This is a genomic window from Haloferula luteola (genome assembly GCF_014201715.1).
In the GTDB taxonomy this organism is placed as follows: Bacteria; Verrucomicrobiota; Verrucomicrobiia; order Verrucomicrobiales; family Akkermansiaceae; genus Haloferula; species Haloferula luteola.
The window spans coordinates 87,224-99,680 of sequence record NZ_JACHFD010000002.1; the positions used below are offsets into that span (position 1 = coordinate 87,224).

Annotated in this window: 8 protein-coding genes; 3 read left to right on the forward strand and 5 right to left on the reverse strand. The window is 59.2% G+C overall.

What is annotated here, in order from left to right; genetic code table 11:
• Positions 1 to 49 precede the first annotated feature (49 nt).
• Complete coding sequence (locus HNR46_RS02305; RefSeq protein WP_184015419.1) at positions 50 to 2,707, forward strand: MGH1-like glycoside hydrolase domain-containing protein; 2,658 nt, start codon at positions 50 to 52, stop codon at positions 2,705 to 2,707.
• Positions 2,708 to 2,841: 134 nt separating this feature from the next.
• Complete coding sequence (locus HNR46_RS02310) at positions 2,842 to 5,424, forward strand: ATP-binding protein (RefSeq protein ID WP_184015421.1); 2,583 nt, start codon at positions 2,842 to 2,844, stop codon at positions 5,422 to 5,424.
• Between the two features lie 290 nt (positions 5,425 to 5,714).
• Here the strand turns inward: HNR46_RS02310 and recN are convergent, their stop codons facing one another.
• Together recN and HNR46_RS02320 are read right to left on the reverse strand one after the other, a co-directional pair.
• Positions 5,715 to 7,361 carry a DNA repair protein RecN gene (gene recN / locus HNR46_RS02315; protein WP_184015423.1) on the reverse strand — a complete coding sequence of 549 codons (1,647 nt, stop codon included), beginning with the start codon at positions 7,359 to 7,361 and terminating at the stop codon, positions 5,715 to 5,717.
• 407 nt (positions 7,362 to 7,768) lie between these two features.
• Positions 7,769 to 8,053: a hypothetical protein gene (locus tag HNR46_RS02320; RefSeq protein WP_184015425.1), complete on the reverse strand. Its 285-nt coding sequence runs from the start codon at positions 8,051 to 8,053 to the stop codon at positions 7,769 to 7,771.
• Between the two features lie 613 nt (positions 8,054 to 8,666).
• Between HNR46_RS02320 and truA the strand changes: the two genes are divergently transcribed.
• Positions 8,667 to 9,425, forward strand: a complete 759-nt coding sequence (gene truA / locus HNR46_RS02325) for a tRNA pseudouridine(38-40) synthase TruA (RefSeq protein ID WP_184015427.1) — start codon at positions 8,667 to 8,669, stop codon at positions 9,423 to 9,425.
• Positions 9,426 to 9,700: 275 nt separating this feature from the next.
• On the opposite strand, the gene HNR46_RS02330 is transcribed toward truA, so the two are convergent.
• From HNR46_RS02330 to HNR46_RS02340, 3 genes are all read right to left on the reverse strand, one after another.
• On the reverse strand, positions 9,701 to 10,390 hold the full coding sequence (locus HNR46_RS02330) for a PIN domain-containing protein (RefSeq protein WP_184015429.1): 690 nt from the start codon (positions 10,388 to 10,390) through the stop codon (positions 9,701 to 9,703).
• A 111-nt stretch (positions 10,391 to 10,501) separates the two neighbouring features.
• Entirely contained in the window at positions 10,502 to 11,740 is a 1,239-nt protein-coding gene (locus tag HNR46_RS02335; protein WP_184015431.1) for an ABC transporter permease, read from the reverse strand.
• Between the two features lie 7 nt (positions 11,741 to 11,747).
• A complete protein-coding gene (locus tag HNR46_RS02340) occupies positions 11,748 to 12,452 on the reverse strand; it encodes an ABC transporter ATP-binding protein (RefSeq protein WP_184015433.1) in 705 nt (234 codons plus the stop codon).
• Positions 12,453 to 12,457: the final 5 nt, after the last annotated feature.

Sequence of the window (12,457 nt, forward strand, 5' to 3'; positions counted from 1 at the left end):
ACCCTCGGGGTTGGAATCCGGCAGACTTTGTGCTGGGTTGCCCACGTCCATGCAGAGCGAAAAGGAAAGACTGGCCGAATCTCCCAAGCGCAGCTCGCCATGGCGCCGCTGGGGCCCGTATCTCAGTGAACGCCAATGGGGAACCGTGCGCGAAGACTACTCCGCCAGTGGTTGGAGTTGGGGAGCCTTTCCGCATGACCATGCGCGTCGCCGGGCCTATCGCTGGGGAGAAGATGGACTTCAGGGGTGGAGCGATCGCCAATGCCGCCTTTGTTTCTGCCCGGCTCTTTGGAATGGCAAAGATCCGATCCTCAAAGAACGACTTTTCGGTCTCGGTGGGCACGAAGGAAACCACGGTGAAGACGTCAAGGAATGCTACTACTACCTCGATTCCACTCCGACGCATTCCTACACCAAGGCCCTCTACAAATACCCCCAGTGCGAGTTTCCCTACGCCCGCCTGCGCGAAGAAAACTCCGCCCTGCCCCGCAGTGCTCCCGAACTCGAATTGGCTGACATCGGGGCGTTCGATGGCGACCGCTACTTCGATGTCCTGCAGGAAGTCGCCAAACGCAGTCCGGAGGATATTCTCTGGCGCATCACCGTCACCAATCGCGGGCCCAAAGCAGCTCCGATCCATCTGCTACCGCAGCTGTGGTTCCGCAACACCTGGAGTTTTGGCGTCCTCCGCGAAGAGCCCGCAGAGAAACCCACCATCCTCCGCGATGGCGACGGCCTCCTGCTCTCCCACTCCACTCTGGGGCGCTTCCGGTTCTATGCGGAAACCGAAAAGGGCAGCGCGCCGCTCAAGTGGCTGTTCACCGACAATGAGACCAACGAACCCTCGGTCTTCGGCATCAAGGCCAGCCACAAGTTCTTTAAAGACGGCTTCGATCGCCACATCATCCACGGCGAAAAGAATGCGGTGTCCGCCGATCCCAGCGGAACCAAAGCCGCGGCTTGGTTCAAGGCCAGTGTCCCTGCCGGAAAGTCGATCACTTTCCGCTGCCGCCTCCATCGGATCAAGGAAACCAACGGACTCGAAGGGCTCGATCAATTCGAGGAAACCTTCGCCGAACGCATTTCCGAGTGCGACGCGTTTTACCACGACATCATTCCCCAGGACGCAGGAGAAGACGACCGCATGATCAGCCGCCAAGGCTATGCGGGCCTCCTTTGGACCAAGCAGTTCTACCACTACGCCATCGATGAATGGCTCTCCGGCGACAAACACGGGCCGCCACCGCCATCTGAACGCCTCAATGGGCGCAACCACGACTGGCGACATTTCCTCGCACGGGACATCCTTTCGATGCCCGACAAATGGGAATACCCGTGGTTTGCCGCCTGGGACACCGCTTTCCACATGATCCCCTTCGCGCGGATCGACCCGGAATTCGCCAAGCATCAACTCCTCCTCCTGCTGCGGGAATGGTACATGCACCCGAATGGCCAGCTTCCGGCCTACGAATGGAATTTCTCCGACGTCAATCCACCCGTCCATGCCTGGGCCGTTTGGCGGGTTTACAAGATCTCCGCCAAGAACGGAGAACGGGATCTCTTGTTCCTCGAACGCTGTTTCCAGAAGCTCCTGCTCAACTTCACTTGGTGGGTCAATCGCAAGGATGCGGATGGCAACCACGTCTTCGGCGGTGGCTTTCTCGGTCTCGACAACATCGGGGTTTTCGATCGCTCCCATTGCCTGCCCGATGGCTCCACTCTCTATCAGGCAGATGGCACCGCTTGGATGGCAGGCTATTGCCTGACCATGCTCACGATTGCCCTCGAACTCGCTCGAACCCGACCGGCCTACGAGGACATTGCTTCGAAATTCTTCGAGCATTTCGTCTCCATCACCGATGCCATCAACACCGCAGAAAAGGCCGGACTATGGGACGACGAAGACGGCTTCTACTACGATCGACTGGTTTTCAGTGATCAAAAATCGGTGCCCTTGCGCACCCGTTCGCTCGTCGGCCTCTTGCCACTTTGTGCTTCCACCGTTCTCAATCAATCGCACCTCGACGAACTCCCCGGTTTTCGCAAGCGCGTCGATTGGTTTCTGGCCATCCGGCCCGATCTCTTGCGCTACATCAAAGTGCGCCGAGCCGATGGAGAGAAGAATCCTGTCCGCTGCCTCCTTGCCATCCCTTCAGAGAAACAACTCCTGCGCTGCATGGAACGCCTTGCGGACCCTCAGGAGTTCCTCTCCGATTTTGGCATCCGCTCCCTTTCCATGGCACACGAAAAACCCTTCGTGTTCGAACACAATGGGCAGCGCAATGAAGTGACCTACACCCCGGGTGAATCCGACACGGACATGTTTGGAGGCAATTCAAATTGGCGAGGACCCATTTGGTTTCCCATCAATTTCCTCATCATCGAAGCCCTCGAACGCTATCAATACTTCTACGGCGACACCCTCAAAGTCGAGTATCCCAAGGGCTCAGGATGCAAGGTCAGCTTTAGCAAAATCGCCGAAGATCTCTCTCACCGTTTGGTCTCTCTCTTTAAGCCAGACGAAGATGGCTACCGCCCCTGTTTTGGGGAAGCCAAGCGCTACACCGACAATGTTCACTGGAGGAATCTGCTCCTTTTCCATGAGTACTTCCATGCCGAAACGGGAGAAGGCCTTGGTGCCTCCCACCAGACCGGTTGGACGGCATTGGTCATCCGATTGATCCGAGAACGCCTCGAAAAAGACTAAATCCCCGAAGTTTTGCTCAAATCCCTCATCTTCATTCGAGGGATTTGGGCATTTCTTGCTAGAAATTACGGACCTCTCTGGCCTTGGCTTGAACTTTTAAGTCTTGGAGATATCCAAGCTTAATTCGTTTTTGGATGCAGTCCTTCCTCAGTCGCCATGAATCCACCCTCTTTAAGGGGGCGTTTGTCCTTGCCGGGGGAGTCATCGTCGCTCTTGCCGGATTTCTTGTTTTTGAAGCGCAAAAATGGCGAGAACTCCAGTACTGGGCTGACCATTCTCGCGAAGTTCAATTCGACATCGAGGAGGCCAATCGTCTTCTCCGCGAAACGGAAACCGCCAAGCGATCTCTCTACGTCTACGGACCGGATCCCATCCCCAATCTCCCCCAACGCTATCAGCATCTATCAGGCAGGCTCCGCGACAGTCTCGACAATCTCACCCGCCAACTCCGCGACAATCCCGAGCAATCGAGTCTCGGCCACCGGCTTCGGGACCTGAGCATCCAGCGCCTAGATGACCTCGAAAGCACCTTTCTCGATGCCCCTGAATCATCGTTGGAAGCTCGGATGGCGCACGTACTTGAGAATCTGCGTGGCAATGACGAACTCGCCGAACTCTTCGAGCACCTCCATCACAACGAAGAATCTCTCCTCAAGAGCCGCTCAGCCATGGCACGCGAAGGCACCGACCGCTTCCTCATCATGGGGGGGTTCGCTTCGTCCGCGGGTCTCTGCGCCATCGCCTTCGCCTACTGGATCCACTCGCGGGGACGAAAAGTGCAACTCGCTTACCAAGGAAGACTTGCTGAGGCCCGTGACACCGCTCTCGATTCCGTCAAGGCCACTTCCAACTTCGTGGCCTCGGTCAGTCACGAAATTCGCACCCCGATGAATGGCATTCTCGGAGCCAGCGACCTGCTGCGGTCCGACACCCGATTGGCACCCGACCAACAGGAACTGGTCGAACTCATCCGCCGTTCGGTCAAATCCCTGCTCGCTCTCATCAACGACATTCTCGACCTCGCCAAAATCCAACAGGGGAAGATCGAACTTGAGATCAAGGACTTCTCCCTCGCCATCCTGCTGGATGAAATCATGGCACTCTTCGCCCCGACTGCCGCCCGCAAAGAACTCGATTTCGTCTATCACATCGATCCCGATGTCCCTTCCCACCTGGCGGGTGACCCCGATCGGCTGCGCCAGGCACTCGTCAATCTCGTCGGCAATGCCGTGAAGTTCACCGAATCCGGAAGTGTGACCCTACACATCGGCCGCATCCAGATGGAAGATGAGCGTCCGATTCTCCGCTTCACCGTCACCGACACCGGCCCCGGCATTCCCGAAGAGCAAATCCATCTGCTCTTCGAGCCCTTCAGTCGCGTCAACCCCACATTGGCCTCCAAACATGAAGGAACAGGCCTCGGGCTCGCCATTTCGCGAAAGATCGTCCACCTCATGGAAGGCACCATGGGAGTCGAGTCACCCGACTCCGGCGGAGCCCAATTCTGGTTCACCGTGCGGCTTCACCACGCCGCCGTCGATACCTCCACTCGCCACGTCATTGCTGGCGGGGGCGACGTGCTGGTCATCGAGGCCCGCGAGGAAACGGCCAAATCCATTTGCCAGCAGCTCTCCGCCTGGAACCTCACGCCCCATCGCCTCGCCGATCCTGGTGGCCTGGAGAGCCTTCCACCTCCGCCGTCCTCCTCCTATTTGGCGGTCGTCGTGGGTGGCATTGATCCCCACCATCTCCTGCGATTGGGGCAAACTTTGCGCAGCCTTTCGTCGACGAAAACGTCCCGACTTCTCGCCATGGTCGAACCCGCCCAAGTCGCTTCTTTCCAGCGTTTTGGCACCCACCATTTCGACGCCCACCTCAAGTATCCCTTCCGGCCATCTGAGCTGTTCGCTCAACTCAATCAGCGCGATTCTCCCGAGCTCCCCGCCCCGATGGAAAAGGCAGGACCGTTCCAAAACTTCAAGGTGCTGGTGGTTGAGGACAATCCGATCAACCAAAAGCTCATCCGCAAGCAGCTGGAAAAACTCGGGACCGAATGCCGCATCTGCCCCGATGGCCTGTCAGGAGTCGCTGCCAGAACCGGAGAGACCTTTGCCCTGGTCCTTATGGATTGCCAGCTCCCTGATATTGATGGCTTCGAGGCCACCCGCCGCATTCGCGTATGGGAGGCTGAAAATGGAGCGCCTCGCACCCCGATTGTTGCGGCCACGGCACAGGTTATGCCCGGATTTGCCGAAGAATGCTTCCAAGCCGGCATGGACGACTACCTGCCCAAGCCATTCAACCTCGCCAAACTTCAATCGGTGCTCGATCGCTGGCTGCGGCAAGACGCCATGCTCCCCCAATCCGCCAATCCGATCGTTCATGCATCGTCGATCGATTGCGACATGCTCCTTGAAAGCCTGAACAGCACCGGCGAAATCGACCGATCACTCATCCATGAAGGCATTGAGGAAGCCCGCTGCCAGATCCTCCTGATGCGCGAAGCCCACCAATGCCAGAATCTCGAAGCTTGGAGACGCGCCGCCCACCGGGGCAAAGGCTCGTGCCTCGCCCTGGGTTTCGTGACCTTGGCCAAGGAATTCGCCTCCAGCGAAGCAGCTCCCAACCTCACTCAAGCCAGCGAACAACTCGCCCGCTTGGAAAGCGCCTTGGAGCCCACACAATCCGCCGCTCAGGCCTGCCTGAGCTCATCTTAAATGTCCTCCGCCCCACCCGGAACACCAAAGAGCCTCCAACCCGCGGGGGACGGGCATGAAGGCTCTTTCGATTCTTTTGAGATCGCCCACCGCCACCGGGGGCGAAAGCAACGTCACTTTCGACCCCGATGGGATGGGTTGAATTCTCTCTCTCCTCGTTGTCCATGGGGTCACCCGGGTGAGAACCAGGGGGTGGCTCATGAATGAACCCTCTGTCCGAACGATGGACCCACCATGACCTCCCTTTGCCGATTTGAAAATTCCCTCAATTGGGGGGGAATTTCGGCACTTCAGGCTTCCAACAAGCTCACCGCCATCTCACGCGCCGATTTTCCGCCGCCTCCAAGCATCCGAACCAACTCGTCGATGCGTTCGTCTCCTGTCACCGGGAACAAGGTGGAACGAGTGCGACCGCCCACCACTTCCTTGAGCACCACATAGTGCCGACCCGCAGTGGCCGCCACCTGAGGAAAATGGGTAATCGCCACCACTTGATGACGCTCGCCAAGCGCTGCCATCTTTTTCCCCACCGCCCGGGCGATCTCTCCCCCAACATTGGCGTCAATTTCGTCGAAGACCATCAGAGGCGTTGCATCTTGATCAGCCAAGGCACTCTTGACCGCCAACATCACCCGGCTCACTTCACCACTCGAAGCAATCTGCCGCAATGGCTGCAAGGGCTCTCCCGGATTCGGACCGAATAAAAACTCCACCGCCTCGAATCCTGCCGCTCCCGGTTCCCGCAGAATCTCCAGTTGGATATCGAACGACGATTGCTTGAAACCCAAATCCCGCAATTGACTCGCGATCTCCTTCGCCAATTTCGGTGCCGCCTTCTTGCGCTTCAGGCCGATGGCACGGCCTTCTTTGTCGACCTTTTCCCGCAGAGCTGCCGCCTCGGCAGCCAATGCATCCAGGCGTTCACCTCGGTTATCCACCGCATCGAGCCGGTCCGCACAGCGGGCACGGTGTGCCAACACCGCATCCAAGGTCGGACCATACTTGCGCTTCAGTGATTCGAAAAGATTCACCCGGTCTTCCAGTGCTGCCGCTTCGCGTGGATCCAATTCGAGATCCTCCGCATACTCCGAAAACGTCCTCTCCAGTTCCTGCAGCTCCAATACGGCTCCCTCAAGACCCAAGGTTCGCTCAGCCACACTGGGATCGAGCTTTTCGATCTCCCTCACCACTCGCTGCACCTCACCCAGCAAATTGACAATGCCTCCATCGTCTCCACCTAGCAATCCAGCCGCCGTGCCCGCCAGCTCAACCAGCCGCGTGGCATGCCCCGCCCGCCGGCAACGGTCAGTGATCTCATCCTCCTCTTCCGGCTTCAACTCGGCAGCGTCGATTTCTGAAACCTGGTGTCGCAACAACTCCAGTTCCGCTTCTCCCGCGCTTTCCGCCTCACGCAAATCTTCCCACTCGCTTTGCTTCGCACGCCACCCGCGCCACAGCTCCCGAAAGCCATCCAGGTCCGCCCCTGCATAAGCATCCAACATCGCCAATTGGCGATCCGTCGAAAGCAAAGATTGGTGATCATGAGGACCGTGAAGGTCGACCAGATGTTCCCCGAGCCTCTTCAAGAGGTTCAATGTAACGGGAGAATCATTCACAAACTGGCGGTTTCCCGTCTGCCCGATCACCCGCCGCACGATCAGGGGTTCACCGTCGCAAGGTTCAAGCCCTCCCTCCTCCAAAACGGCATCGATCTCCGCCGATTGGGCCAGCTCGAAAACGGCTTCCACCGTACAAGTCGCCTCCCCTGAACGAATCAAGGATTTGTCGGCGCGCTCACCCAATACCAATTTGAGGGCACCCACGATCACCGATTTGCCTGCCCCGGTTTCACCGGTCACCCCAATCAGGCCAGGGCCCAATTCCCAGACAAGTTCGTCCACTAAAGCGAGATTGCGGATTTTAAGAAGAGTCAACATGAGCGGTCGGCGGCGGATCATAGCGATCCCCTGAACCGACGCAACCGCGCCCCGGGGGCGATTCTGAAAAAGGTCTGAAATCGATTTTGAGGCCCCACGAAGGAGGATGGGCTTGAAAAGGGACCGATATCCGGACTGCGCCGACACGTCGGCGCTTTTCCTCCGGGTCGCTCCCACCCCAGCACCCCCGCCGGAGCCGACATGTCGGCTCCATCCCAGCTCACCCCACAACCCCAACTCTCCCTAAAAGCGGGGTCATGCCCCCGCACTCCTCTCTCTCTACGGACTGCGCCGACATGTCGGCGCTTTCCCCTCCAACTCGCTCCCACCCCGGCACCCCCTCCGGAGCCGACATGTCGGCTCCATCCCAGCTCACCCCACAGCCCCAACTCTCCCTAAAAGCGGGGTCATGCCCCCGCACTCCTCTCTCCCTTCCCTCCGTACTGCGCCGACACATCGGCGCTTTTCTCTCCGAGCCGCTCCCACCCCAGCACCCCCACCAGAGCCGACATGTCGGCTCCATCCCAGCCCACCCCACCACCCCATCTCCCCCAAAAAAGCGGGGTCATGCCCCCGCACTCCTCTATCCCCCCCTCTCCGGACTGCGCCGACACGTCGGCGCTTTCCCCTCCAACTCGCTCCCACCCCAGCACCCCCACCAGAGCCGACATGTCGGCTCCATCCCAGCTCACCCCACCACTCCATCTCTCCCAAAAAGCGGGGTCATGCCCCCGCACTCCTCTCTCCCTCCCCTCCGTACTGCGCCGACACATCGGCGCTTTTCTCTCCGAGCCGCTCCCACCCCAGCACCCCCTCCGGAGCCGACATGTCGGCTCCATCCCAGCTCACCCCACCACCCCATCTCCCCCAAAAAGCGGGGTCATGCCCCCGCACTCCTCTCCCTCTCCCTTCGGACTGCGCCGACACGTCGGCGCTTTTCCCTCCGAGCCGCTCCCACCCCAGCACCCCCTCCGGAGCCGACATGTCGGCTCCATCCCAGCTCACCCCACCACCCCATCTCTCCCTAAAAGCGGGGTCATGCCCCCGCACTCCTCTCTCCCTACGGACTGCGCCGACACGTCGGCGCTTTCCCCTCCAACTCGCTCCCACCCCGGCACCCCCTCCGGAGCCGACATGTCGGCTCCATCCCAGCTCACCCCACCACTCCCATCTCTCCCAAAAAGCGGGGTCATGCCCCCGCACTCCTCTCTCCCTCCGGACTGCGCCGACACATCGGCGCTTTTCTCTCCGAGCCGCTCCCACCCCATCCTTGATGCCCATCGACATCCCCATCAGGCTCCCTGCATGCGCCTTAAGCTCACCCTCGCCTACGACGGCCGATCCTTCGATGGTTGGCAATCGCAGCCTGGTGGCAACACCCTCCAAGATCACTTGGAAAAGGCTGCTTCCACCATCGCCAAGACCCCCCTCCGCGTCCACGGATCCGGCCGCACCGACGCCGGCGTTCACGCCCGCGCCCAAGTCGCCCATTTGGACGCTCCGGACTCCCTGTCCATGCTGCCCATGCAGTGGCTCGCCGCCCTCAATACCCAGCTTCCGCGATCGTTTCGTGTCCTTCAGGTCGACGAAGTTCCTTCCGACTTCCACGCGCGCTTCTCTGCCACGGGGAAAACGTATACCTACGACCTCTGCCTCACTCCCATCCTTTCACCCTTTCGCTACGGTTGGGCCTGGCATCTTCCTCGTGGAGTGGACCCCCAACTTCTTGCATCAGCCTTAGACTCCTTCATCGGCCACCACGACTTCCAAGGCTTCTGCGCCCGACGAGGCAATGAAACCGAGTCCACCGATCACCACCGCACACTTTCTCAAGCAAGCTTCAAGGCGATCGACGATGGCCTTCGTCTCACTTTCACGGGCGATGGATTCCTCTACAAAATGGTGCGGCTCCTCACCGGATCCGCGGTTCAGGTGGCCCAACGGCGATGCGATCTCGCCGCCCTCATCTCCCTCCTCGATCAACCCGCAGGCCTCCCGCACGGTCGCAGCTCCCACTGCGCCCCTGCCGATGGACTCTTCCTGGAGGCGGTTCATTACGAGTGATTCCCGCACCGGACTTCAACCTCTCCGAGCGAGGCGACCCATGCGATCTCCCCCCAATTGCGGGCACGGCATGACGCGATGGTCGAAGGGCCTTCCCAAAGGCAGGATCAGCCATCGCCTGTCGGTGGTTTCCCGTCCCATCCCCCCCTGCGGGAAAACCCGGCAGGCTCAGATTCATCCAACCCAAGCTTGCAACCACGGGTCCGAGGACCCCGGCCATTCCGGGAGATCCTCGGGCTCAGGTCGCCCGACCTCTCCTCACCCCTCCATGCCATTCAAAGATGGTAATCCACTCCTCCACTCTCGGCGAAGACCAGCTTTCCCGCTTTCGAAAGCTCGTCCACGACCGCCCCTGCTTCCTCCGCATTGGAGGATTTTCCGAGGTAGTTGAGCGATTGGTTCAAAAGGGCTTGGCGCGTCTTGGGTCGATTCAGGGGAGCCTTGGTCAGGCGATCCAAAACCGTCATCGCCCCCGCCGAAAGTCCCTGCTTGGACAGCGACTTTTTCGCCGCCTTCCTCTTCGCGGATTTCTTCGTCGCTTTACGTGGTTTGCGTTGCACCTGCTTCACGATCGCCGCCACCAGCGGGCTCTCCGGATCTAAGGGCAACACATCATCCAATGCCGCCCAATCCGGATGACGCTGGATCTTCACGCCGGTCTGAGTGAGCCACTCCACCAACGAGTCGAAGCCCTCGTCGCGGGAAATCAAATGGTAGATTCCATCCGGCTTCTCCAACACCGCCTGTCCGAGATGATAGGCCAGAACAAAATCGAGAGCGTTCTTTCCCATTTTTGGACTCCGAATCAATTTCACCTCTTTCTGCTCCAGCAGCGACGCGACCCACTCCACATCCAACTTCTTGTTCTGCGGACCTAGAAATACGCGAAGTGCCAGATTTCTCCGACCGAGCACCACAGGATCGATCTGCTTCACGTTCTCAAAATCCACGAAAACATGATTCATTGGGGAGGGGATAGGATCGGACATGGAGCCACGAAGAAGTGACACAAAGTGTGCTCATTTCTCCGGCCCACGGAAATGCCTCCATCACGTAGCACGTGATGAGGGGGGGCATCAATGCCGCAGAGCCTCGATCGGATCCAGCTCCGCCGCCCTCCGAGCCGGATACAGACCAAAGACGATTCCAATCAAGAGAGAGATCGCCAGCGAGAGCACCACCGACACGGGGGTGACGATCGTCGGCACTTCGGTGAGCGACGAAATGATCTGCGGAATCCCCACTCCAATCGCGATTCCCAGCAGACCGCCCGTCAACGAAATGACCACGGTCTCCACCAAAAACTGAACCACAATATCGCGCTTTCGTGCACCCAACGCGCGTCGCACCCCAATCTCCCGCGTGCGCTCCGTCACCGTCGCCAGCATGATGTTCATGATGCCGATGCCTCCGACCAACAAACTGATGCCCGCGATGGACCCCAGAATGATGTTGAACAAACGCTGGGTTTCCCGGGCTTGAGCGAGCAACTCCAGGGGCACAATGATCCGATAATCTTTCAGGTCATGGGTCGACTCCAACAACGCCTCGATCGCCGCACCCACCGCCGGTACATGTTCAGTGTCCTTCGCCCTCACCACGAGAGTATCATAATCCGTCTGGCTGTAGGCGAAATCCGACACCCGACTCCGCGCCGAACGATAGGGAAGATAAAGCAGATCCTCACGGTCCGCTCCATCCGTCGTCCCTTCACCCGCATCTCCCGGACGATAGATTCCCACGACCGTGTAGAAATCCCCTTCAATCCTCACCGCCTTGCCCACCGCATTGCCAAAAGGAAACAACTTTCGGCGCAGTGCCGGCGAAAGCACACACACGGCCGCCCCCCTTTCCTCTTCCAGATCAGTGAAAAACCGTCCGTGAACCCGCGCGAGATTGCGCACTTCTGGAGCACCCGAAGTGGTGGCTCGTAAAATCGCCTGCACCTGGGTGGCCGGACTCGTCACTTCGTCGGTTTTTTCACTCTCCGGGTGCACCGCTTGCACCGCGGGAATCGTCGATGCGATGCGCCGCAAATCCCGTTCGAACAAACCGAACGAATTCGAATTCTGCTGAGCCGACTGCTGGCTGGCGGGCCCTTCAGGGGGCTTCACACTTTCGATGATCACATTGGTGCTGCCCAGTCGCGCAATCGACTCACTCGCTTGCTCCGAGGCTCCCTCTCCCACCGCCAGCATTGCGATCACCGAACCCACCCCGAACACAATCCCCAGCATCGTCAGCAACGACCTGACCTTATGCAGAAAAAGATTCTTCACCCCGAGGGCGACAATGCGCTGGAAACGACGAAACATGAAAACTTCAAACGGTGGCGACCGAAGTCGTTTCGATGCGCCGAATCCGGCCGTCACGCATGTGGACGATACGGTCGGCCCGTGCCGCAACATGTTCATCGTGCGTGACCATCACGATCGTCCGGCCTTCATCGTTGAGCCGGTCAATCAGTGCCAATACTTCCGCCTCCGTGGCCGAATCGAGGTTTCCGGTCGGCTCGTCCGCTAGAATGAGCAGGGGGTCATTGACCAAGGCACGGGCGATCGCCACCCGCTGTTGCTGCCCCCCAGAGAGCTGTTTCGGACGATGGTCCAGACGATCTCCAAGTCCCACCAACTCCGCCAATTCACGGCACCTCGCGTGGGCCGCCGCACTCTCATCGTGCTGGTAAAACAACGGCACTTGAATGTTCTCCAAAACGGTCAACTGCGGAATCAGCTGGTATGATTGAAAAATGAACCCAAGGCGCTTGCCACGCACCAAGGATAACTCGTCGTCATTGAATCCTGCCACGTCATCGCCACCGAGGTGATAGGTCCCCTCCGTGGGCCGATCCAGACACCCCAACAAGTTCAGCAGGGTCGATTTTCCCGAACCTGAAGACCCCATGATGGCGACATGCTCACCCGAAGCCACATCGAGATCGACCCCATCGAGCGCCGTCACGACGGAATCATCGCCCAGTCGATAGGTTTTGCGCAGATCGCGAATACGAATGACCGGCTCGGGCATGGCGC